At 68.9% G+C, this 22,608-nt stretch carries 23 protein-coding genes; 11 read left to right on the top strand and 12 right to left on the bottom strand.

The features are described from left to right. Positions 1-415 precede the first annotated feature (415 nt). Together ACFZDJ_RS13510 and ACFZDJ_RS13505 are read right to left on the bottom strand one after the other, a co-directional pair. Positions 416-1,309 (bottom strand): intradiol ring-cleavage dioxygenase, encoded by an 894-nt coding sequence (locus ACFZDJ_RS13510; RefSeq protein ID WP_391058655.1) that lies wholly within the window; start codon positions 1,307-1,309, stop codon positions 416-418. A 63-nt stretch (positions 1,310-1,372) separates the two neighbouring features. Beyond that, entirely contained in the window at positions 1,373-2,392 is a 1,020-nt protein-coding gene (locus ACFZDJ_RS13505; protein ID WP_391058652.1) for a helix-turn-helix domain-containing protein, read from the bottom strand. A gap of 625 nt (positions 2,393-3,017) precedes the next feature. Between ACFZDJ_RS13505 and ACFZDJ_RS13500 the strand changes: the two genes are divergently transcribed. Then, positions 3,018-3,200 carry a hypothetical protein gene (locus ACFZDJ_RS13500; RefSeq protein WP_391058649.1) on the top strand — a complete coding sequence of 61 codons (183 nt, stop codon included), beginning with the start codon at positions 3,018-3,020 and terminating at the stop codon, positions 3,198-3,200. A gap of 406 nt (positions 3,201-3,606) precedes the next feature. Here the strand turns inward: ACFZDJ_RS13500 and ACFZDJ_RS13495 are convergent, their stop codons facing one another. From ACFZDJ_RS13495 to ACFZDJ_RS13485, 3 genes are all read right to left on the bottom strand, one after another. Beyond that, positions 3,607-4,641 (bottom strand): SMP-30/gluconolactonase/LRE family protein, encoded by a 1,035-nt coding sequence (locus ACFZDJ_RS13495; protein WP_391058646.1) that lies wholly within the window; start codon positions 4,639-4,641, stop codon positions 3,607-3,609. Positions 4,642-4,829: 188 nt separating this feature from the next. After that, positions 4,830-5,270: a DUF6069 family protein gene (locus tag ACFZDJ_RS13490; RefSeq protein WP_391058643.1), complete on the bottom strand. Its 441-nt coding sequence runs from the start codon at positions 5,268-5,270 to the stop codon at positions 4,830-4,832. Positions 5,271-5,317: 47 nt separating this feature from the next. After that, positions 5,318-5,926, bottom strand: coding sequence for an NAD(P)H-binding protein (locus ACFZDJ_RS13485; RefSeq protein ID WP_391058640.1), 609 nt, complete (start codon positions 5,924-5,926; stop codon positions 5,318-5,320). 147 nt (positions 5,927-6,073) lie between these two features. Between ACFZDJ_RS13485 and ACFZDJ_RS13480 the strand changes: the two genes are divergently transcribed. Further along, positions 6,074-6,568: a MarR family transcriptional regulator gene (locus ACFZDJ_RS13480; RefSeq protein ID WP_391058638.1), complete on the top strand. Its 495-nt coding sequence runs from the start codon at positions 6,074-6,076 to the stop codon at positions 6,566-6,568. 358 nt (positions 6,569-6,926) lie between these two features. On the opposite strand, the gene ACFZDJ_RS13475 is transcribed toward ACFZDJ_RS13480, so the two are convergent. The 4 genes from ACFZDJ_RS13475 to ACFZDJ_RS13460 form a co-directional block, all read right to left on the bottom strand. Beyond that, complete coding sequence (locus tag ACFZDJ_RS13475; RefSeq protein WP_391058635.1) at positions 6,927-9,155, bottom strand: SpoIIE family protein phosphatase; 2,229 nt, start codon at positions 9,153-9,155, stop codon at positions 6,927-6,929. A gap of 500 nt (positions 9,156-9,655) precedes the next feature. Beyond that, the gene (locus ACFZDJ_RS13470; protein WP_391058632.1) at positions 9,656-10,315 is read right to left on the bottom strand and encodes a 3-oxoacid CoA-transferase subunit B; all 660 of its coding nucleotides are present in this window, start codon (positions 10,313-10,315) and stop codon (positions 9,656-9,658) included. Then, positions 10,312-11,007, bottom strand: coding sequence for a 3-oxoacid CoA-transferase subunit A (locus ACFZDJ_RS13465; RefSeq protein WP_391058629.1), 696 nt, complete (start codon positions 11,005-11,007; stop codon positions 10,312-10,314). The genes ACFZDJ_RS13470 and ACFZDJ_RS13465 overlap by 4 nt, the downstream gene beginning before the upstream one ends. Continuing rightward, positions 11,004-12,209 carry an acetyl-CoA C-acyltransferase gene (locus ACFZDJ_RS13460; protein ID WP_391058626.1) on the bottom strand — a complete coding sequence of 402 codons (1,206 nt, stop codon included), beginning with the start codon at positions 12,207-12,209 and terminating at the stop codon, positions 11,004-11,006. Before ACFZDJ_RS13460 ends, ACFZDJ_RS13465 begins: the two co-directional genes overlap by 4 nt. A gap of 71 nt (positions 12,210-12,280) precedes the next feature. On the opposite strand from ACFZDJ_RS13460, the gene ACFZDJ_RS13455 reads away from it, so the two are divergent. After that, positions 12,281-13,162, top strand: a complete 882-nt coding sequence (locus tag ACFZDJ_RS13455; RefSeq protein WP_391058623.1) for a LysR substrate-binding domain-containing protein — start codon at positions 12,281-12,283, stop codon at positions 13,160-13,162. Positions 13,163-13,409: 247 nt separating this feature from the next. Here ACFZDJ_RS13455 and ACFZDJ_RS13450 read toward each other — a convergent pair whose 3' ends face one another. Together ACFZDJ_RS13450 and ACFZDJ_RS13445 are read right to left on the bottom strand one after the other, a co-directional pair. Beyond that, entirely contained in the window at positions 13,410-13,910 is a 501-nt protein-coding gene (locus tag ACFZDJ_RS13450; protein WP_391058620.1) for a VOC family protein, read from the bottom strand. Positions 13,911-14,022: 112 nt separating this feature from the next. After that, the gene (locus ACFZDJ_RS13445; RefSeq protein ID WP_391058618.1) at positions 14,023-14,598 is read right to left on the bottom strand and encodes an NAD(P)-binding domain-containing protein; all 576 of its coding nucleotides are present in this window, start codon (positions 14,596-14,598) and stop codon (positions 14,023-14,025) included. 82 nt (positions 14,599-14,680) lie between these two features. Here ACFZDJ_RS13445 and ACFZDJ_RS13440 point away from each other — a divergent pair, with 82 nt between their 5' ends. Next, positions 14,681-15,178 carry a MarR family transcriptional regulator gene (locus tag ACFZDJ_RS13440; RefSeq protein ID WP_391058615.1) on the top strand — a complete coding sequence of 166 codons (498 nt, stop codon included), beginning with the start codon at positions 14,681-14,683 and terminating at the stop codon, positions 15,176-15,178. 144 nt (positions 15,179-15,322) lie between these two features. On the opposite strand, the gene ACFZDJ_RS13435 is transcribed toward ACFZDJ_RS13440, so the two are convergent. Continuing rightward, positions 15,323-15,457, bottom strand: coding sequence for a hypothetical protein (locus ACFZDJ_RS13435; protein WP_391058613.1), 135 nt, complete (start codon positions 15,455-15,457; stop codon positions 15,323-15,325). A gap of 202 nt (positions 15,458-15,659) precedes the next feature. Between ACFZDJ_RS13435 and ACFZDJ_RS13430 the strand changes: the two genes are divergently transcribed. The 7 genes from ACFZDJ_RS13430 to ACFZDJ_RS13400 all read left to right on the top strand — a co-directional run bounded on the left by ACFZDJ_RS13430 (position 15,660) and on the right by ACFZDJ_RS13400 (position 22,472). After that, positions 15,660-16,316 (top strand): alpha/beta hydrolase, encoded by a 657-nt coding sequence (locus ACFZDJ_RS13430; protein WP_391058610.1) that lies wholly within the window; start codon positions 15,660-15,662, stop codon positions 16,314-16,316. 201 nt (positions 16,317-16,517) lie between these two features. Next, the gene (locus ACFZDJ_RS13425; RefSeq protein ID WP_391058607.1) at positions 16,518-16,790 is read left to right on the top strand and encodes a DDE-type integrase/transposase/recombinase; all 273 of its coding nucleotides are present in this window, start codon (positions 16,518-16,520) and stop codon (positions 16,788-16,790) included. 485 nt (positions 16,791-17,275) lie between these two features. Further along, positions 17,276-17,986 carry an SRPBCC domain-containing protein gene (locus tag ACFZDJ_RS13420; RefSeq protein WP_391058604.1) on the top strand — a complete coding sequence of 237 codons (711 nt, stop codon included), beginning with the start codon at positions 17,276-17,278 and terminating at the stop codon, positions 17,984-17,986. After that, complete coding sequence (locus ACFZDJ_RS13415) at positions 17,986-18,828, top strand: FAD binding domain-containing protein (protein ID WP_391058601.1); 843 nt, start codon at positions 17,986-17,988, stop codon at positions 18,826-18,828. The genes ACFZDJ_RS13420 and ACFZDJ_RS13415 overlap by 1 nt, the downstream gene beginning before the upstream one ends. Further along, a complete protein-coding gene (locus tag ACFZDJ_RS13410) occupies positions 18,821-21,217 on the top strand; it encodes a molybdopterin cofactor-binding domain-containing protein (protein ID WP_391058598.1) in 2,397 nt (798 codons plus the stop codon). The genes ACFZDJ_RS13415 and ACFZDJ_RS13410 overlap by 8 nt, the downstream gene beginning before the upstream one ends. Continuing rightward, the gene (locus ACFZDJ_RS13405) at positions 21,214-21,669 is read left to right on the top strand and encodes a 2Fe-2S iron-sulfur cluster-binding protein (protein ID WP_391058595.1); all 456 of its coding nucleotides are present in this window, start codon (positions 21,214-21,216) and stop codon (positions 21,667-21,669) included. The genes ACFZDJ_RS13410 and ACFZDJ_RS13405 overlap by 4 nt, the downstream gene beginning before the upstream one ends. Continuing rightward, entirely contained in the window at positions 21,669-22,472 is an 804-nt protein-coding gene (locus ACFZDJ_RS13400) for an alpha/beta fold hydrolase (RefSeq protein WP_391058592.1), read from the top strand. The genes ACFZDJ_RS13405 and ACFZDJ_RS13400 overlap by 1 nt, the downstream gene beginning before the upstream one ends. Positions 22,473-22,608: the final 136 nt, after the last annotated feature.

Raw genomic sequence — 22,608 nt, 5'->3', positions numbered from 1 at the left:
ACCCCGGGACGGAGAGGCCACAACCTACTCGTGAGGGCTGCAGAAAGGATGGTCCATAAACAAGCACCGCCGACATCGGCCTCGACGCGCTGCATCCGCACACCCTCGTCGTCGAGAGTGGCCAAATGAGCTCGAGCCGAGTTCCGCAGGCTCCGGTCGCTGACAAGGCCGGGCGAGCGGGGAGGCGCCCCGGACCTGACCGTGAGACCGCCTACGTTCGTTGCACAGAGCAGACTCCCGCACCCATGGACGCAGGATGCGGGACTCTGTCATGCCTGCGCGCGCTCCCTCGCTCGCGTCCTACGTGATCCGGTCTCGAACGGGACTCAGCGGGCCGCCGTCGCAGCTTCGGCAGGGCCGATTGTTGTGCACACCCGGCAGGTCAGCCGGCCTCACAAGGGGTTCCGGCCGGACGTCAGGCCGCCCGTTCGGAGGACGGTTCCCGAGTCTGCCCGGGGCTGACTCCGGCCGTGATCGACGCTACGTAGCCGAGCTCCGGTCGGCCCGGCCGGAGCGGCCGGACATCCAGGGTGGTCTGCTCGCCGCCCACGTCGCGGAAAAGGACGTCCTCCTGGTTGGTGACCCGCTTGGTGCCGGTGTGCTGCACGTACGGCTCCATGAGGGCGACCTTGCTGCTGATCTCCTCGGGGAAGTACAGCTGGCCCGTGTGCACCTCCTGCCCCTCGACGTGCACCGTGAGGTGGATATGGATCGTTCGCCCGTAGTACCAGCCCGGGTAGATGGAGCGGAACCCCACTTCACCGCGCCGGTTGGTGATCTGCAGCCCTCGAAGGAACCTGGAGGGGTCGGTCGGCTCGATGTGATCCGTGGTCGGGGCCGGGAGGTCGGGACTGATGTCCAGGTGTCCCGAATACCAGCCTCCCGCGTCGCAGTGCCAGATATCCACCTCTGCCCCGGCGATCGGCGTGCACTTGGTGCCGTCCACGATGGTGATCCGCAGATCCAGGGGCACTCCCTGGCGATCCTCGACGATGTTGCGCCGGATCAGATCCTCATCGACGAAGTACGGCCCTGCGATCAACTCGGGGCTCAGGACGCAGGAGGGCTGCGCGAACGCCGCCGGTGTGGCGGACGCAGGAGCGGACGCACCCGCCTTGGGGAGGCTGGTGGCCTCCAGTCCCAGACCGGTGGCGCCGATCCCCAGCGCTGCCAGGACTGTGCGGCGACCCATCTTCCTGGTCGGCGTGCTGTGCGTGGCAGGCGCGGTGGACTGAGGCTGCGCGGTGTCGTGGTCCGATGCCGGTTCGCCAGCCTCGTGAGCGCGCAATGACGCGTTGTCAGAAGTCATGGGCGCAGCCTAGGAAGGTTCACCGGACTGGCCGCGCCGGCCGGACCGTAAATCCTTGAGTCCTCAAACTGTTGGATCAGACCCCTCGCGGTGGTCCCAGACGAACGGGTCCATGCTGCGCCTGCGCCGCCACGCCCGCAGCGCCATGTCGATCGCGGCCAGGGTCTGCGGTGGCGCCGGTCGGGGACCGTGCAGGTCCGTCCAGGCGCATGCGTCCTGCAGCACTTGTAACCACACCTTGTGGGTCGGCGTCAGATGCACGTGTAGTCGGGGCTGCTCGAACTGCCAGCGGTGCAGCGCCATCAAGGTGGCAGGGTTGCTCGCGTAGCAGACCAGGTCCAGGTCGGTGTCCGTCGGCCTGGTCGTCGCCAGTCGCTGCAGAAAGGCCGTGAAGCCGGGGGTCGAGCGGCCACCGGAGGACGGCTTCCGATCGGCGAGGGAAGCGAGGGCGGCGGAAAGTGGTTCGGCTCCGTCGTCCGGATCGGCGGACGGTTTCACCGGGCGGTTCTCCGAAAGAGAAGCAACAAGGCTGGACATGGCCATCGCGTTCATGGTTCTGCACAACGCGAGGACGGAGAGCGCCTTGTTCACATAGATCGCCCTCACCATGACGGTTGGCGGGCCACCGCCTGTGGCGTCGTCAGCCACAGGTGCAGCGGGCCGGGCGCCGGCACCCGGCGTGATGCCATGGGCACGCCAGATACGCGCCACAGTGGAGGCCGAGAGCCCGGCCCGAAGGGCAAGCGTCCGTTTGGACCAGCTCTTACCGACCGGTGGTGGCTCGTGACGGGTTATGTGGAGCACCTCGGCGATCGTCTTGTCCTCGATCCGACGGGGCGCCCCTGGCCTGGGGCGGTCCCACAGGCCCGTCAGTCCTTCCGCCGCGTATCGCCCAGCCCACTTGTCCACAGTCGGCACGGAGACCTCGTACCTGCGGGCAACCTCGGCCCGTGCCACGCCATCCGCCAAGGCCAACACGATATGGCAGCGCAGCACGCGCGCCTGCGGCGTCGACGCCCCGTTGACCTGTTGGAGGAGCTGGGCGCGCTGCGGCGGAGTGAGTTCGAGCCTGGAGCCGGACATCACCGATGTGACTCGCAGATAATATTGAGGCACTTCTGGTCCACCTTTCTCAGCGGCGCCCCGGCGATGTTCGGCGAACGGCCGGTCACCGCGCGGACCGCCCAGCGACTGGGACCTTCCTTCCGGTCGGTCTGCGCTCCGGGACCGCGGCAGAGACCAACCCCTTTCCAAGGACTGGGCCCCCAGGCCCGGCGTCTCCTGGCCGACGCCAAGCCGCATGCCACAAGTACGCGATCAGCGCGGTGCTCGCCGTCATCGCACGACAGCGGAAGGGACAGGTCACCGTCTTCACCTCGGATGTGGACGACCTGGAAAGTCGGGTTCCGGAGTCGATCGTCGTCAAGAGTTATGACCCGGCGCCCTGGTCTCTGCCTTCTGTGCGACCTCGCCGGGTCAACTGACCTTCTGATCTTGGCTGTTTCGTGAGACAGCAGGGCGGCCGTTCTTCACGCTTCGTGGTGTCGAGCAACGTGGCGTGAAGGAACGGCCGCTGTGAAGAGCCTGGCTTGTGCTGGTCCCGCTGACGCAGCGCTGAGCGTGCTGCCCTGAAGGCTCCTCCGATACCAGAAGGACAGGTCGCGGCAGGGACGGGGCTGCCCTCGACCACGAGAGGAGAGGAGCCTTGGTGACCGAGGAACAGGAGCCACAGGCACTGGACGACGACGAGCTGTTCGACCTCATCGGCGCGGCAGGCGCCGGGATCGGCGTCGCCGAGGACGAAGGGCTCCCCCCCCTCAGCCGCCCATCAGGTCGGCACGGACGCTGCGGAGGACGCCGTCGGCTGAGCACGCGGACCTCAAGCGCCTGAGGCAGATATAGAACCGCGCGCCCACCTGGACCGGTCGGCAGGCACCGATCCGCACATCACCGCGAGCCTGCCGACGGGCCCATTGCACCACCGATGAGAAGTGAGGGACTGACGAGCGTCATCGCGCCACCCGCCCGATCCCATGGAGCCACAAGCCCGCTCCGCAGCCGTCCGGCCGTTCGCCGCTTCCAGAAGGCCCACCGCGCGACCACGCCGACCTGTCCTTGTCTTACTGGTCACCGAGGAGGAGGCGGACCGCCCTATGGGGGCACGTGGAGCTGTATGAGCGCCAATCTTCGATCGGACCCCGGTCACTTCCGGTCGCTCATTGTGATCACCGGATTCTGCTGCCCCTGGTTGCTGGAATCCGTAACAGGCACCGCTGCCGGTCCCGGCAGCGACGGGTTCAGGAGGCCGGGCCGCAGTTCAGTACGGCGGGGTTGACCGTTCCGCGCTGCACCTTCGCGTCGTGGGGCTCGGCGAAACCGGCGTCGGTGATGTAGAGCCGGTTTCCGCGTACCGCGATGGAGGTGGGTGAAGCGAGGCCGTCCGAGGCGGTCAGGACGGTCTCGGTGGTCCCGTCGGGGTGGACGACCGCGACCTGGTTGACGCCGTTCAGCGCCGCGAACACCACGTCGGAGCGGTCGCTGAGGAAGTTGAAGTCGTCGACGCCGGTGAGGCCGCCGGCCACGGTGTGGATTCGGCCGGGGGCGCCGGTGGCGGTGACCGGGATCCGCAGCAGGGTGCCCTTCGCGGTGTTGGAAACCCAGACGGCGCCCCTGTGGAAGCGGACCCCGTTCGAGCCGAACGGGATGGACGGGTCGGGCGCGAGGGCGGGGTCGGTCAGCCAGGGAGTCGCCTTTCCGCCGGAGGCCGGGACGGCCCAGACGGTGCCCTTGGTGCTGTCGGTCGCGTACAGGGTGCGCCCGGCGGGGTCGAGGGCCAGGCCGTTGGGGAGTCCGTCGGTGGGCAGGGCGGCGACGCGGCGAGGGGCGCCGACCGGGGGCAGCTTCCATACGCCGGCCCGGGAGACGTCGTCGGAGGCCACGTTGTAATAGGTGGTGCCGTCGCGACCGACCGCGATGCCGCTGAATGCGTCGCCCTGCTGCCCGGCCACGATCACCGTGGTGCGCCCGGACGGGTCGATCCGCAACAGTGCCGGGCGCTCGCCCGCTGCGGTGTGCCCGCCCAGCGTGGAGACGGTCAACGAGTTGTCAGGGTTGACAGCGATGTTCTCCGGGGAGTCGCCGGCGGTGAAGTCCAATGCGGCGAGAGTTCTCACGTCGGCGACGACCGGCTTGGAGGACGCCTGCTGTGTCGCTGCGGACGCGTACGGCGCCGAGACGAGGACGGCCGCCGCGGCGATCACCGCCGCACGTGTGGACTGCCTCTTCAGGAGGGTGGCCGTGGGGACTGTTATGGAGATTTCCATATGGGTCATCACACTTTTCTCGAAAGGGCGCAGATACGGCTGCGCGAGAGGTGGGGCATGAGGGAATGGGGCAGGAGAGTTGCTCGACTCGGCCCCGGACAAACGTATTTCCTTGATGTCGGGGTCGGCCTGCCCGGTCGTGCGGCGCCACCTGGGTGCTGTACGACCGTGGTGAGGGCCTGCGCCCCAGCGGGATGTCAGTCCTGGGTGGCGGGGAGGGACAGGAGTCGCCGGTAGGCGGGGACGGCAACGGCGGTGACGACGACGTGCATGACCATCAAGGCGGTGACGGCACCCCAGCTGGTGCCGGGCCGGCTGTCGGAGACACCGACCATGATGTCCGGGATCAGGCTGACGATCAGGACGACGGGCACGAGGGTGCGCAGCACCCGGTCCGGGCGTGCCGAGCGCGCGCGGATGATCGCCCAGGCGGCAGCGGAGGCCAGAACGCCGAAGACGGTGAGGGGTGCGTAGGCGGACAGCTGGAGGGGCTGGAAGTCGTCCGAGGCACCGGCGGCGTGAGCTATCGCGGCGACGACGGCATTGACAGCGACGGCGACGGCAGCCGTGCCGATCAGACCGCCGGTGACGACGAGACCGCTGGGGCGGGCGGGGCGGGCGGCGAGCTGGTGGCTCATGGTGTTTCTCCGGATCAACTGGGGACGGGGCGGGGAAGCGGGGCGGGTCAGCCGGCTATCGCGACGGAGCGGCGGCTGGTGGTGTTGTCGGTGAGCGCGGTGAGGATCCAGGCGGCGACATCGGCACGGCTGATGGTGTCCCCCATGCGCAGGGTGGCTGACCCGGGCAGCAGCTTGATAACGCCGGTGGCAGGGCCGTTGGTGAGGCGGACGGCGTGGACGAGGGTGTAGTCGAGGTCGCTGGCGCGCAGCGCGTCCTCGGCGGCCGCCTTGTCCTTGACCATGGCGCCCATGACCGTGCTGGACATGAGCTTGGCGGGTCCGCTCAGGCGCTCGCGCAGCACGGCGAAGGAGGACAGCTCCACGAACCGGCTGACACCCGTGGTGGCGGCTCCGGAGATGACGGCCTGCGTGGCGTCGGTGATGACGGATCCGCCGGTGGCGCCGAGCGTGCTGATCACCGCGCCGACGCCCGACATGGCCTGCGTGACGTCACCGGCGTCGGTGGCCTGCCCGGCAACCACGTCGAGGCCGGGCCGAGCATCCAGCTTCTCGGGTGAGCGGACGAGCGCGCGCACGGAGTGGCCCGCGGCCAGGGCCTGGTCGACGACCAGGCGTCCGGTGGCACCGGTGGCACCGAGGACAAGCAGCTTCATGGAGGAACTCCTCAAGGCTTCGACGCTGCTCGGAAGCCCGGGCAGTCACTTAAAGCGTTAACTGAAAAGTAGCGGCATTGACTTCAAGCTTCAAGTCATGACGAGGTGGATTCACTTCAAGCGTGAACCGTCGGTACATTGGAGGGCATGACGAACACCCCCGCTGACGAGGCACCCCGCTGGCTCGACGAAGAGGAGCGCCGCGCCTGGCTCGGACTGGTCGGCATCATGCGGCGCCTGGAACACGCGCTCGACACCCAACTGCGCGACGAAGGACTGACGCATTTCGAGTACGGGGTGATGGCGGCGCTGTCCGAGTCGCCGCAGCGGGAACTGCGCATGAGCGCGCTCGCCGCGTTCGCCGAGGGCTCGCTCTCTCGCCTGTCCCAGGTCGTGGCCCGGCTCGAACGCAAGGGGTACGCCCATCGCCGGCCCGATCCGGCCGACGGCCGCTACACCCTGGCCACCCTGACCGACGAGGGGTACGAGAAGATCGTCAGCACTGCTCCCGGCCACGTCGCGGAAGTGCGCCGCCTGGTGTTCGACCCGCTGACCAAGGCACAAGTCAAACAGCTCGCCCACATCGGCCAGCGCATCCTGCACACCATCACCCCCGACCACTGCGACGGTGACCGCGGCTGAGACCCCCCGTCAGCCGGACATCCGCCCTCGGCCGTGCAGGCGTGCACGCAGCGCGGGGCGCGCTGGATCCAGGCGTCGTTGGTGGCGTGCGTGGTGACCGGCAGCACGAGAACCACGGCCAGCGCGGGACACACCGCGCCCACACGGGCTGTGCGTCACGCCGACGGAAGGCCCCCATTCCTGGCGTTGCTCCTCGCCCGTTCCCCTGCTCGAAGCTGCGGCAGTTACCTCTCATCGTCCCGCCGACCAGGGTCCTGAGGTGGCACCGTGATCTCATCCGCCGTCTCGGGGGCCGCCTATCATCGCAGGCGACCGGGAGGCTGCCGACCCGACGCTCCGTCCAGGGTCGGGCCTCGGGTCACACCGTCGAAGCGGCATGTACGAGCCCGGGCTCACCCGAGGCATCCCCGTGCGGGATGTCCTGCTCTGTCCATATGCATTTGCCGTCGTCGAGATACCGGGCGCCCCAGCGCTGGGACAGCGCTGCGACGAGTTGCAAACCGCGTCCGTCTTCGTCCGTGAAGGTTGCTCGGCGGATGCGAGGGGTCGTGAGGCTGCCGTCGTAAACCTCGCAGGTCAGTGAGTGGCTACGCAACAGGCGCAGGCGGATTGGTCCCGTGGCGTGCCGGACGACGTTACCGACCAGCTCGCTCACCAGCAGCTCCGTGGCGGGTACGAGATACTCCAAGCCCCACGCGTCGAGGTGTTCGCGAACGTATGCGCGGGCCTGTCCGGCCGCCTGGGGGTCCTCCGGGAGACTGCAGGAGGCGACATCACCGGCAGCGGTGCACCGGGTGTGGACGATGAGCAGGCCGGCGTCGTCATTCGTCTGCCCAGGGTCGGGCAGCAGAGCCGAGACCACGGTGTCGCACAGATCTTCCAAGCGCCGAACGTCGCTGTCCTGGTCAGCGGGGTCGAAGTACGCGGTGTTGGCGGCGGCCTGGGACACGATGTGCCGGAGTTGAGCCAATCCTTGATCAACATCCCGGGTGGCCGATTCGACGAGGCCGTCGGTGCACAGGACGAGGAGGCTCTCGTCGGGCAGGTCCAGCTGGTGAGTGTCGAACGGCGGTTCGGCGGCGCCCAGCGGCGGGTCCGGGCTCACGTCGACTATGTGGACGGTGCCGTCGGGGTGGACGACGACGGGCGGCGGGTGACCGGCCAGGGAATAGGTGCACCTACCTGCGACGGGGTCGAAGACGGCGTATAGGCAGGTGGCATAGCAGTCCTCGCCGAGGTCGCTGACGAGGTCGTTGAGATGGATGAAAAGTTCGTCAGGAGACATTTCGAGGTCGGCGAGGGTGCGTACAGCGGTGCGCAGACGGCCCATGGTGGCCGCTTCAGTGATGCCGTGCCCCATGACGTCGCCGATCACCAGGGCGACCCGGTCGGCGGACAGCGGAATCAAGTCGTACCAGTCACCGCCCACATCTTCGTCCCTTCCCGCGGGCAGGTAGCGGGCGGCGGCGCTGGTGGCAGGCAGGCGAGGCAGCATCCGGGGCAGCAGGCCGCGCTGCAGTTCCTGGGCACGGGCGTGCTCCACGTCGTACAGACGGGCCCGCTCCAGCGCCTGGCCGACCAGACCTCCGAGAGCCGTCAGCAAGGTGCGCTCCCCGTCGCCGAAGGAACGTGGATGGCTGAAGGACACTGCGCACATGCCCAAGACACGTCCGGACGCCATCAGGGGCAGGAAAGCCCAGGCCTCCTTTGGCGACAGCTCCCACAAGCCCCTCATCGTCGGATATCGCCGCAAGAACTCCGCACTCGATTCGACGAACCGGGGAACACGGGTACTCACTACGTCGAGGACCGGGGCACTGACGGAGGCCGGAATGTCTCTGACTGCTTGGAGGAATTCCGGTGGGTAGCCGATGTCGGCGACCACATGGACTCGCCCGCCCTCCAGCACGGTGAACATCAGCCCATCGGCTCCGAACGGAGCCAGGACGTGCTTCGCGAACGCCTCCGCCACGTCCTGGGAGGTGACGGCTTCGGCCAGCGTTGCGGTCAGCTCACCCATACCGACGGAGCGATCGGCCTCGGCCACCAGGCCTGCCCCCGGCAGTATGCCCGGCCCGCCGCCCAGGCGCCCAACAGCCCACCCCGCCACGGCGCACAGGAAGGACCGTTGCACCTCACCGGGTTCAGCCGCCCCCGCCATGAGCACAGACAGCACTCCGACCGGCCCCTCGACCCCCAGGAGTGGCACAGCCGCAGTGCCGGCCGCCCCGACGCCCAGGCTGTCCCCGGCCACCCAGAAGAAGTCGCCACCCCGCACGGCCCGCACGGGCGCCACGTCCTGCTCAGCATGCAGATCTGCCCACGCTTCGGCACTGGCCGAGCCGATCCCGCTGACCGACACTAGGCGCAGCCGACCGGCATTGGGGTCCCACCGGTGCAGCAAGGCTCCCAGGCCACCCAGGCACGTCGTCGCCTGCTGAAGCACCAGGTCCAGCATCTCCATGGTCTCCGCGCCCCGCGGTCCCTCCCGCCGCGGCCCTTCTTCCCAGGTCACCGGGCAGCCGGACGTCACCGGCTGAGGCTGCTCCTCAGCGCGGTCGTCGGGGCCAGCATCGTCAGCGGTCACTTCGGCTCCTTCCCCCCCCAGGAAGTCCGCCCATATACTCACAAATGGTATGCCCAGTGCTCATCGTCGACTTCGGCAAGCAGGGAGGCGGCGTTTCGAAGATGTCGGTGGTCAAGGAGGACACCGGCTGGTACACGAGGTCGGAGATCCGCCTCCCGCTCGGAACAGGGCCCTCCGACAAGCAGGGCGTGGACATCCACTCCGACAACATCACCGGGACCGGCGACGCCAAGGAGCAGAAGCTGCGCGCCAAGGTCCCCGACGGGACGATCTACGTCACGCTGCGCCCTCGCGGAAACGTCCTCTACAACCTGGGAACGGGCTACTTGACTATGACGGCAGCGCCAAGGTCACCGGCACCTACGACCTCGGCAAGGTCACCGGCGCAACCTACGCCGAAATCACCAGCGGAAAGTAGCGCCGATCAGTTCACGGCCCCGGAGCCGCCCCAAGGGGATGGCGCCGAGGCCGTCGACAGGTACGGGGCTGCGCGGAAAGCGCTAGGGCAGCGTGATGCCGAGTCGCTCGGCGAGTTCGTCAGCGCTGGCACCGTACGTCTCCCGGAGTCGTACACCGTCGGGTCCGACATCGAAGACGCCGCAGTCCGTGTAAACACGGCTGACGCAGCCGACTCCGGTGAGCGGGTAGGTGCATCGCGGCACGAGCTTCGGCTCCCCGGAGCGGGTGAAGAGGGTCATCATCACGTAGACGTCCTTGGCGCCGATGGCGAGGTCCATGGCGCCACCGACGGCCGGGATGTCGTCGGGCTTGCCGGTGGTCCAGTTGGCGAGATCGCCGTTGAAGGCGACCTGGTACGCCCCGAGGACGCAGACATCGAGGTGCCCGCCGCGCATCATCGCGAAGGAGTCGGCGTGATGGAAGTACGCCGCCCCGGGCAACTCGGTCACCGGGACCTTGCCGGCGTTGGTCAGGTCGGAGTCGATCGCGTCGCCCTCGGCCTTCGGGCCCATGTTGAGCATGCCGTTCTCGGTGTGCAGTACCACCCCGGAGTCGGCCGGCAGGTGGTCGGCGATCTTGGTGGGCTGCCCGATGCCGAGGTTGACGAAGGCGCCGGCCGGGATGTCGCGTGCGATGACGGCGGCCAGCTCGTCCATCGAGAGCCGGTCGGCGCGCACCTGATCGCTTGACGTGGTGGTCATCGTGCCCCCTGGACGGTGTAGTGGCGGGCCTCGACCCGGACGAACCGGTCGACGTAGATGGACGGGGTGACGACGGCCTCGGGGTCGAGCTCTCCGGGCTGGACGACCCGCTCGACCTGGACGATGGTCGTTGTCGCGGCCGTGGCCATGACCGGTCCGAAGTTGCGGGCGGTCTTCCGGTAGACGAGATTGCCGAGCGTATCCGCGACGTGTGCACCGATCAGCGCGTAGTCGCCCTTGATGGGGTACTCCAGGAGGTACTTGCGCCCGTCGATCTCCCGCTCCTCCCTGCCCTCGGCCAGCGGCGTGCCGACCGCGGTCGGGCAGTAGAACGCGCCGATCCCGGCACCAGCCGCGCGCATCCGCTCGGCGAGATTGCCCTGCGGCACCACCTCGAGCTCGATCTTCCCCTCGCGGTACAGGCCGTCGAAGACCCAGGAGTCGGCCTGCCGCGGAAAGGAGCAGAGCACCTTGCGCACCCTGCCTGCGGCCAGCAGCGCCGCCAGCCCGACGTCGCCGTTGCCGGCGTTGTTGGACACGATCGTGAGGTCCTTCGAGCCCTGCCGGATGAGCGCTTCGATCAGGTCGAACGGCATCCCGGCCAGACCGAAGCCGCCGACGAGGATCGTGGAGCCGTCCTCGATCCCGGCGACCGCGGCGTCGGTGCTTTCGAGGATCTCCGCGCGGCTCATCGGTCCGCCCCCGTGACAGCGCAGTTCTCGAGTACGACGGCCAGGCCCTGACCGACCCCGATGCAGATCGCGGCGACGCCGTAGCGCTGCTTCGTCTCACGGAGCACCTTGGCCAGCGTGGCGAGGACGCGTCCGCCCGAGGCGCCCAGCGGATGTCCGATCGCGATGGCGCCGCCCTTCTGATTGACGATGCCGGGGTCGACCTTCCACGCGTCGACGCAGGCGAGCGACTGCACGGCGAAGGCCTCGTTGAGCTCGACCGCGCCCACCTGGTCCCAGCCGATCCCGGCCCGGGCCAGCGCACGATTCGCGGCCTCGACCGGGGCGTAACCGAAGGCCTGCGGCTCCAATGCCATCACGCCGCGGCCTGCGATACGGGCGATCGGGTCGGCTCCGATCGTGGCCGCAGCCTTCTCGCTCCCCAACAGCACCGCGGAGGCACCGTCGTTGAGCGGGCTGGCGTTGCCCGCGGTGATGGTGCCGCCCTGCTCCGGTGTGCGGAAGACCGGCTTGAGCCCTGCCAGCGTCTCCGGCGTGGATCCGGCCCGGATGCCCTCGTCGCGGGTCAGGGCGACGCCCTCGACCGGTGTCACCAGGTCGTCGTAGAAGCCCGACTCCCAAGCGGCGTGGGCGAGTTGGTGGGAGCGGGCGGCGAACTCGTCCTGCCGCTCGCGGGAGATCCCGAAGCGTTCCCGGAGCTGCTCGTTGGCCTCGCCGAGGCTGACCGTCCACTCCTTCGGCATGCGCGGGTTGACCAGCCGCCAACCGAGCGTGGTCGAGACCGCGGTGACGTCGCCGACCGGGAACGGTTTCGCCGACTTGGGCAGAACCCAGGGCGCGCGTGTCATCGACTCCACGCCACCGGTCAACACCACCTCGGCGTCGCCGGACTCGATCGTTCGGCTGGCCGTCATCGCCGCATCGAGGCTTGAGCCGCAGAGCCGGTTGATCGTGGTGCCGGGCACGCTCACCGGAAGCCCGGCGAGTAGCGCCGCCATGCGGCCGACGTTGCGGTTCTCCTCACCGGCGCCATTGGCGTTGCCCCACACCACGTCGTCGATCGCGGCGGGATCGAGACCCGGCACCCGGGCCAGCGTCGAGGTGATCGCGGCGGCGGCGAGGTCGTCGGGACGGACGCCGGCCAGCGCGCCGTTGAAGCGGCCGAACGGCGTGCGTGTCGCGGCGTACAGGAAAGCACTCATGGCAGCGACGCTAGCCCCGGGCCGCGATATTCTGAAGTACGCATATCCGAGCCGATTGATATGGACGACATATGGATCTGCGCCACCTGCGGTACTTCGTGGCGGTGGCTGAGGAGCGTCATTTCGGCCGCGCCGCCGAGCGACTTCACATGGCTCAGCCGCCGCTCTCCCAACAGATCCGGCAGCTTGAGGCCGAGCTCGGCGTCGAGCTGCTGCACCGCACCACACGCCGTGTCGACCTCACCGAGGCCGGCCGGGCCTACCTGAAACGCGCGCGCGTGATCCTCGCCGATGTCGACGAGGCCGCGCACCACGCACGACTCGTCGCCGCCGGCTCGGTGGGCCACCTTGCGATCGGGTGTGTGGGCTCGGCCACCTACAGCCTCATCCCCACCCTCTCGCGGCGGCTCACGGAGGAACTTCCCGGCGTCGACTTCTCTTTCCGCGGCGAGATGCTCGCGCCCGACCAGGTCGAGGCGCTGCGCACTGGCGCCATCGACGTCGCACTGCTGCGCCCTGTGGCCGCCAACCTCTCCCTCACCACGCACACCCTGCGCCGGGACCGGCTCGTCGTCGCCGTACCGGTCGAGCATCCCCTCGCACGCCGGAAGAGGCTCCGCATCGCCGACCTCGCCGGCGCGGACCTGATCGTGCACTCCGCCGACCGCCGGTCCGTGATGTACGACGTCGTGCTCGGCCTCCTGCGCGACGCGGGCGTGGAGCCGCACATCCGCCACGAGGTCGGCGAGACCTCGACACTGGTCACCCTCGTGGCCGGTGGCCTGGGCCTCGCGGTCGTGCCGGAGCCGGTGACCGCGCTCGCACTCGACGGCGTCGTCTACCTGCCGCTCGCCGGGGCGGACGCACGCGTGGAGCTGGCCGTAGCCCACCGCGCCGACCGCTCCGAACCCCACCTGGAGCGCACCGTGGGGATCATCCAGGCGATGTTCTGAGACATCCAACGACGCCTGACACGGTTCGACGTGGACCGCGGGGGGAAGGTGCGACCGGAGCCTGCGGATCTTGCCTCAAGCTCACCTGGCCACTCTCGGCGACGAGGGTGCGCGGAGGCAGCGCGTCCAGGTCGATGTCGGCGGTACTCATTGGAGGACCATCCCTTCTGCAGCCCTCCGACGCGGAACCAAACACAAATCACCGGACCAATCGCTCAGTTGGTCGTGTCGGCCGAGGGTGTGTCGGTCAGCGGAAGTCGTCGATGGTCTGTACGCCGCTCCAGCGGCTGGTCTCGACTGCCAGGTCCAGGGGTTCGACGGGCACGGTGGTCGCGTACGAGGCCCACTGCTCGCGCGGGAGCATCCACATGATCTCGAATTCGTTGCCGTCGGGGTCTACGCCGTAGACGCTCTTGGTTGTGCCCCCGTGACTGGACTCTCCGGTGTACGCGCCGACCTCGGCCAGCACTTCGCGGGCGTGCTGGAGCTCCTCGATGGTGTCGACCTGCCAGGCCAGGTGGTAGAGCCCGATCCCACCGCGCCGCTTGCGCGGCGCGGACGGGCCGACGCCCATGAGGCCGAGATCGTGATCGTTGGCGGAGCCCGGCAACCGCAGAAACACGGCCCGGCCTCCGGGTGCACGCGCGGCGACGTCCATGCCGAAGACTGCGGTGTAGAACCGCTCGGATCGCGCCACATCGGCGACGAACAGAACGGCGTGGTTGAGTCGCACCGGACCGATGCTCATCGGAATTCTCCTTGTTGTGACTGCTCAGGAAAGCGTTGCTGGTTGGCCCCGGACCGCTCGGGGAATGTGCGGCCGGCGGCACTGTCGGCCGCACATCCCCCGAGCGGTGATATCACTGGGCGAGGGCGAATCCGCCGGTCCAGGAGATCTTCTCGCCGACGGCGAGGGTGAGTTGCAGGAAGCCGACCGCCTCCAGCTCCCGGGCCCGCTTGAGGCCGCCCGCGTCCACGGCGCGCAGACCGGCGGCACTGATCACACCGGCGAGCACCGCCTTGGCGTCCGCGTCGTCGCCGGCGAGCAGCACGGTGGTCGGCTGCCCGCCGACCGTGCCGGTGGCCAGCGCGCCGGCGAAGTTGGTGTTGAACGCCTTGACGACGCGCGAGTCGGGCAGCGCGGTGGCGATCTCGGCGGCGGCCGAGCTGTCGGCCGGGACGGTCAGCGAGTCGAAGGTCTCGAAGTTCAGCGGGTTCGTGATGTCGACGACGACCTTGCCAGCCAGCTGCGCACCGTGCTGGGCGATGACCTGCTCGACCGCCGGGTAGGGCACGGCGAGCACCACGATGTCGCCGGTGACCGCCTTGTCCGCGTCGGAGCTGCCGATGAGTTCCACGGTGTTGCCGCCCTTGCCGGCCAGGCCGGCAAGGGCCTGACCCATGTTCCCTGTGCCGATGATGCTGATGTGCGTCATGACGACCTCCATAGGTTGTAGCTACAACCATGACACATCGATCCAGTTGTAGCAACAACTATTTTGGTGACATACTGTGCGCGTGGACACGCGATGGCTCACCCGGGAACAAGTGGCGGCATGGGTACGGCTGGCTGCCGTACTGGAGTTGCTGCCGACGGCCCTGGACGGCCAACTACGACGCGACGCTCAACTGACGCACTTCGACTACTACGTGCTCGCCCTGCTCTCCGAGGCGCCCGAGCGCACGATGCGGATGACCAAGCTCGCCCAGAGCACCACGGCCACCCTCGCCCGACTCTCCCACGTGGTGCAGCGCCTGGAAGGCCGCGGCCTGCTCGAACGCGCTCCCTGCCCGACAGACCGGCGCGCCACCAACGCCCGCCTCACCGAGGCCGGCTGGCAAAAGGTGCAACAGGCCGCCCCAGGCCACGTGACCTTCGTGCGAGACCACGTAATCGACGCACTCACACCCGACCAGGTCACCCAACTCGCCGACATCGCCCAGGCCATCCTGCACAGGCTCGACCCCGACGCCGGCCGGGCCGACACGAACCGGTTGTACGACTCGCTCGACTAGCCTCTCGCTTTCGCGAGTGTGAGTGGCCGTGGCCGTGGCCGCGCACGCCAGCCGGGTCGCACCTGCCCGGAAGCCTCAGTCCATCCCTTCCGCAGCAACATCAGCCGTACCAGGTCCGCCGCGGCCTGACTGCGGACCGTCTGTTCACGGGTGAAACAGCTCATGAGTCTTCGCCAGTACCAGCACAAATGGGCTCTGCCGCGTGAGCTGGTGGCGCACCTGCAGCTCGGCGGAGTCGATCGTGATGACACCACGCCGCCATCCTTCCTGCACGACCACGTCGTTCAGCTCCGGACACCGCAGAACAAGCGGTTGCCTCATGCGGGGAGGCCGCGACCAGCACCGGGAACACAGGCGGCCGGTGCCGCACCCTCCACGCCCACCCTCCACTTCCGGGAGAGCCACAGTCAGCACCGGAAGAGCGTTCTGTACCCTGATCTCAGATTGTTCAAATTTGAATAACTCATGGAGAGTAGGCCCCATGCCCGATCCCCTTGTCCACTGGTCCGCCGCCGAGACGGAACGCGCCGGAACACCCCTGGTCCTCGCCCTTCACGGATGGGGCGCCGACGAGCGGTCCTTCGCCGAGCTGGCACCGCAGCTGCCTGCCGGGACGACCGTCGCCTCCGTCCGGGCGCCCATCCCGGCAGGCGGCGGCTACGCCTGGTTCGCCAACCGCGGCATCGGACGGCCGCTTCCGGACTCGATCGCCGACACCGCCCGCTGGCTCTTCGACTGGCTCCACACCGTGCAGCCGCAGCATTCCTCCGTCACCGTGCTGGGCTTCTCGGGCGGCATGGTCATGGCTGGCGGTCTGATCCTCGCACGCCCCGGGGAGTTCTCCGCCGCCGTCCTGCTCTCCGGCACCCTGCCCTGGGACGCGGCCCTCCCGGACGAACCCGGCCGACTCGGCGGGCTCCCCGTCTTCTGGGGGCGCGACACCGAGGACCAGGTGATCCCGGCCGATCTCGTCGCGCGCACCGGCACCTGGCTCCGCGAGCAGTCCGGCGCAGTCCTGCGTGAGCACACCTACCCGGGCCTCGGCCACGGCATCAACGCGCAGGAGGTGGCGGACATCCGCGACTTCCTCACCGCGCTCCCCACAGCCACCGCCAGGGGGTCGGCGTCAGGAGCGTGAAAGGCACTGTCACGTTGACTGACTCGCGGGATGATCAAGTTGATCAGGCTCAGGAGGCTGTCCGTGGGGGACGTATCGTCGTCGCACAAGGGCTGCGGTACCCGGTCTGGGTAATCTCCCACTGCGAGTGGCTGACCACCGCTTCCCGCTGTCGTTCCGCGAAGTCGAGGAACTGATGCTGGAGCGCGGTGTGAGCGTCTGGTGCGCCAAGTTCGGGCGGGCAGTACGCAAACGCGCCGCGAGATCTTCACAAGGATCAACGGCAAGCTGAAGTTCCTGTGGCGGGCCATCGACCAGCACAGGACGGTACAGAACCGCCGGGACAAGACCGCGGCCGAGCGTTTCTTCCGTGGCCTTCTGAAGAAGACCCGCACGGTGCGCCCGGGTGGTCGTCGCCGACGAGCTCCGCTCCTACGGCGCGGTCCACCGCGAGGGTCTTGCCCTCCGTCGAGCACCGCTCTCACAAGGGCCTGAGCGGCTTGTCGAGCGCGGGACCCTGGTCGAGACCGAGCTGGGCTTGTTCACCCACCCCCGGCCACAGGCCGCCCGGCGTCGGCGCTACCTGCCCGCCCCACCTCCCGTCACAAGCCACGACCGGTCGGTAAGAGCTGGTCCAAAGGGACGCTTGCCCTTCGGGCCGGGGTCTCGGCCTCCGCTGTGGCGCGGATCTTGGTGTGCCCGTGGAATCCCCACCTAAATCGCCCTCACGGTGACAGCTGGCGGGCCACCTCCTGCGGTGTCGTCAGCCGCAGGTGCCAGCCGGCGGGCGCCGGCACCCGGCGGCGGTCACCCGCGGGTGGCCCTGCGGTCGTGGGCGCGTCGAGATCGACGTCTGCTGCGCGGCGGCAGTGCCTCGCATCCCCGAAAGCCGCTCGTCCGCTGTTGTTGCACCATCTGTTGACTGTCCTGCATGGAAGACTTAGCGTCCTCCATAGGGGACACCACAGATGGGTTTGGCGATGAAGCTCTCTTCTCAGTTCGACGTACCAGCGGCGCCCGACAAGGTCGTTTCGCTGTTCTTCGATCCGGCGACGATGCGTGAGTGTCTGCCCGGTTGCGAGGAGCTCGAGCAGGTCGATGACAAGACGTTCCGCGGCATGCTCACCAACGAGATCGCGCACGTGAAGTTCAAGGCCGGCTTCACCGCCGAGATCGCCTCGGTCGAGCCCCTCGCCGAGCAGCCCGGCGGCTCCGCGGTCACCGCGGTCCTCAAGGGCGAGGACCGACGGTTGGGCAGCACGATCAAGGTCGACGCTCGCATGACCATCGCGCCGCTCGGCGAGGCCTCGCGGGTGACCTACGAGCTCGAGATGGCGATGTGGGGCAAGCTCGGACGCCTCGGGGAACCTGTCATCCGTCGGCGCAGCGTGGAGGTCGAGAGGCAGTTCTCCGAAGCGCTCACGGCCGTGTGCACCGGTCAGCCGATCCCGCATCGCCAGGGCGTGAAGGCAGCGACCAGCGCCGACGGCGCGGTCGCGAGCGGCGTGGCGGGAACGCACGTCGCGGGCGGCGTCCCGCATGAAGCGACTGCCGACGGGACGACGCTCACCGCTGTGCCGGTGCCGACGGGACCGGTCGACCGGAAGCAGGACCTTCCGTTCCTGATCGCCGTCGCAGCCGCCGCGTTCGCCTTCGGCGTGATCTGGGGTGACCGGAGGCCTCGCAGCTGATGTCCACGTTCTATGTACCGCAGACGCTGGATGAGGCAGTGGGCCTCCTCGCCGAACTCGACGACACGATGGTGTACGGCGGCGGGACCGCGATCCAGATCCTGCTCAAGCAGGGCATCCTCTTCACCGACCACTTCGTCGACATCGGCCGGATCCCGGGCCTGCGCGACATCGTGGACGAGGGTGAGGTGATCAAGGTCGGCCCTCTGGTCTCGCTGCGTCAGATGGAGACCGATCCCCGCGTTCGTTCCCAGCTGCCGCTGGCGGCCGAGACGTACGCGAAGGTGGCCAACCCCCGGGTCCGGAACACCGCGAGCGCCGGCGGCAACCTCGCGCACGGCGACTACCGTCTTGACCCGCCGACCGCGCTCGTGGTCCTTGACGCCATGGTCGAGCTGACCTCGACGAGTGGTACGCGCGAGGTGTCCGTTCGCGAGTTCTTCGTCGACTTCCAGGTCACCGACCTTCGAGCTGACGAGATGATCACCGCGATCCGGATCCCGAAACAGGGCGAGGACTCTCGCGGCACCTTCGTCAAGCACAGCAGCCTGGCCGCCAACGACTGGCCCTGCGCCTCGGTCGCGGTGCTCGCCGTTCCCGGGGAGCTGACCGAGCTTCGCCTCGGCCTGGGTGCGCTCGCCCCCACCACGCGGTACCTGGCCCTGGACATCGACCAGGACATGTCGGAGCAGGAAGTCGTCGACGCCGCCCTCGAGATCGCCGGCACCGCGATCGACCCGATCGAGGACGTGCGTGGCTCGGCCGGCTATAAGGCTCACCTGGGCCGCATCGCCGTCGAAGAAGGCGTCCGCTCAGTGATGAAGGAGCTCGCCCATGCTTGAGGTGGATGAGAAGCAGCCCGCGTCGACGGACTCCACGGCCACGACATCCGAAGACGCGCCGGCCCAGCCGGCAGACCCGGACACACTGTGGGGTGTGGGCGAACGACGCAGGCGGTTCGACGCCCTCGGCCGGGTTCGGGGCACCATCAAGTACGTCGGAGACGAGCCTGTCGCGACCGACACGGCGCACGTCGCAATCTGTCGCAGCACCCGGCCACACGCCGTCATCGCGAGCATCGGCATCGACGCGGCCGCGGCCGTCGAAGGCGTGATCGCCGTCGTCACCGGCCGAGACCTCTTCGCCGAGTACGGCGACCGGATGTACACGGGCCCGGCGTTCGCGGACCAGCCGGCGCTGGCGGTCGACAAGGTGCGCTACGTCGGTGAGCCGGTGGTCGCGGTTCTGGCGCACGACGAGCCGACAGCGCGTGCGGCCGCCGACCTGGTCCACGTCGAGTACAAGGATCTCGACGCGGTCTACGACATCGACGCCGCACTCGAGGGCACCGACTACGTGCACGCCGAGCTTCGCCCGTCCTCGGTCTTCGCCGACCTCGCCCATCTCTCCGGTGTTCGCGACACCAACGTCAACTACGAGTACCGCCAGATCAAGGGCGATGCCGCCAAGGCACGCGAGCACGCCGCGACCACCGTAGAGGCCACCACCTGGGCACCCCCCACCCACCACGTCACCATCGAGCTCCCGGTCACCATGGCCTGGGTCGACAGCGGACGGCTCGAGATCCTCACGACCACGCAAACACCCTCCTACGTGCGCCAGACCGCCTCGGACCTGCTCGGCCTGCCTCTGGCCAGGGTCCGGGTCCGGACCCGCGCGCTGGGGGGCGGGTTCGGCGCCAAGATGTACGACCGTCTCGAGCCGCTGGCGGCGGCGCTGGCGTGGAAGCTCCAGCGCAGAGTCCGCATCGCGACCACCCGCGAGGAGGCGTTCCTCCTGACCACACGGCACGGTGCGCAGGTCACCGGGTCCCTCTCCGCGGACAGCGAAGGGAACCTGGTCGCATCAACCGCCGACGTCCGCTACGACACCGGAGCGTTCGCCGACGTCGGGCCCCGCATCGCCGCGAAGTCCGGAATGGTCGTCCCCGGTCCGTACCGGATCGAGAACGTCGCCGTCCAGTCACGGTGCATCTACACCAACAAGGTCTCCGCAGGCCCGTTCCGCGGCTTCGGCGTGCCCCAGGTGACCTGGTCCCACGAGACACTCATCGACGAGCTGGCCCATGAGCTGGGCGAGGACCCCTACCGGTTTCGCAGGCGCCATCTTCTTCGCGAGGGCGACATCGCGACGATGGGAACGAAGATGCACAGCGCCGACTTCGTGTCCTGCCTGGACGCTGTCGCCGAGGCCGTCGGCTGGGACGCCCCGACGCCGGCCGACGACGGACCGATCCGGTACGGCAAGGGCATCGCGGTCGGCATGAAGGCCGTGCTCACCCCGACGGTCGCCAACGCCACCCTGAACCTCAACCAGGACGGATCGGCGACCCTGCTGATCAGCACCGTCGAGATGGGGCAAGGCGCCGACACCATCATGGCGCAGGTCGCCGCCGAGGTCCTCCAGATCGACTCCACCCTGATCCACGTCGTCCAGGCCGACACCGACGCCACCCCCTACGACACGATCACCGCCGGCAGCCGCTCCACCTACCACACCGGCAACGCCGTACGCCTGGTCGCCGAGCGCATGCGTGACCGGTTGATCGAGATCGCCGCGGAGCAGACCGGTGCGCAGGCCGAAGCGATCTCGCTGACCTCCAGGGGCATCAGCATCGACGGACAGCTCACCACGACCCTGCCCGAACTCGTCCACCGCACGTTCGGCGCCCGGGGCGCGACCCTGACCACCACGTCGAACTTCACCAGCTGGTGGCACCCCTACGACAAGGCCACCGGCCTGTCGGAGAAGGTCACCGAGCACTGGTTCGCGAGCGCCGTCGCCGTGCGCATCGGCGTCGACACCAGGACCGGCCGGATCCGGACCCAGCACCTCGCGGTCGCCGCCGACGTCGGGAAGGCGCTCAACCCGACTCTTGTCGAGCAGCAACTGACCGGCGCTGCCGTCATGGGCATCGGGCACGCGCTCTTCGACCAGCTCGTGTTCGACCACGGGCAGATGATCAACGCGACGTTGCTCGACTACCAGCTGCCCTCCATGCGGGACATGCCCGAGAAGATGACCCCCATCGTCGTCGAGGCTCCCCACCGCGACGGCCCTTTCGGAGCCAAGGGAGTCGGCGAGAGCGGAATCCTGGGGGTCGCGCCCGCCTACGCCAACGCGCTGCGAGACGCATGCGGCATCCGGCTCACCCGACTGCCCCTGACACCGGAGTCCGTGCTGGCAGGTATCGAGGAGAGCACCCGGTGAAGGCCATCAAGCTCAACGTGAACGGCACCTCGCACCCCATGCAGGTACGCGACGACGAGGTCCTCCTCGACTCGCTGCGCAACCGGGTCGGCGTGACCTCGGCACGCGAGGGCTGCGGCGTCGGGGCATGCGGTACGTGCACCGTGCTCGCCGACGGCCGGAGCGTCTCCGCGTGCCTGGCGCATGCCCGGCGCTACGACGGAGTGGCGATCACGACCGCGGACGGGCTGCCCGAAGACGACGTCGTCGTGGCCGCTTTCGTCGAGAGCAACGCGATGCAGTGCGGCTACTGCATTCCCGGGTTCGTGCTCATGACCAAGGAACTGCTGAAGGACAACCCGAACCCCACGGACGACGAGATCGCCGAGCATCTTGAGGGAAACCTCTGCCGGTGTGGCACCTACCCGGAACTCATGAGAGCCGTGCGTCTCGCAGCGGAACGGAGCCGATGATGAGCCTGCGGACTTCCTGGGGTGAGCAGACCTGGGTCGAGGAAGGCGAGGGGCCGCTCGTCCTGCTGCTCCATCCCCTGGCGCTGGCCGGCGAGTTCTGGCGGCCCCTGATGCGTGCGTTCTCCTCCAGCTTCCGCGTCGTGGCACCGGACGCCCGCGGGCACGGCGGCTCGACCTGGGACGGAACCGACTTCTCGGTCGAGGACATGGCCGCCGACGCCGCCGCGCTGCTCGAGCACCTGGGGGCGCCGGCCGCGGTGGTCGGCCTCTCCATGGGCGGCTGCGCCGCAACCGCACTGGCCGTGCGCCGCCCCGACCTGGTGACCAGGCTCGTACTCGCGGACACGACCGCCGACTACGGCCCCGGCAAGGAAGCCGCCTGGGAAGGGCGCGCCGTGAACGCCGTGGAGACCCCGCGAGAGCAGCAGCTGAAGTTCCAGCACGACCGCTGGTTCTCGCCGACGTTCCTGCAATCGGAGCCTGCCGAGGTCGATCGCGTCTCGGCGATCTTCGTCGGCACCGACTCCACCGCGCACGCCGCCGCCTGCCGTGCCCTGGGCCGCTACGACGACAGCGGACGCCTGGGCGACATCACCGCACCCACGCTGGTGCTCGTCGGGGACGAGGACTACGCGACCCCGCCCCCGATGGCGCAGGCGCTGCACCGCGGAATCCGGGACTCCCAGCTCGTCGTCCTCGACCGGACACGGCACATGAGTCTCATCCAGAACCGCGAGATCTGGCCGACCGTGCTCGCCCACCTGAAAGCCGACACGGAGAGCTCACCGGCCACGGAGTCCTGACAGCAGCCCTGAACCACAGCCCTGGACAGAGCCCTGGCACGGCCGGGACATCAGGGGACGTCGCGGGCGGCTCCGGACGCACGGACCCGCCCGGGAGCGCCCGAGAAACGGCCCGGGGCAAGGCGCCGCAGAGTCC

The sequence above is a fragment of the Streptomyces sp. NPDC007896 genome (genome assembly GCF_042959425.1).
In the GTDB taxonomy this organism is placed as follows: Bacteria; Actinomycetota; Actinomycetes; order Streptomycetales; family Streptomycetaceae; genus Streptomyces.
The sequence above is the reverse complement of the archived record's forward strand: the minus strand, read 5'-3'. Positions and strand labels throughout refer to the sequence as shown.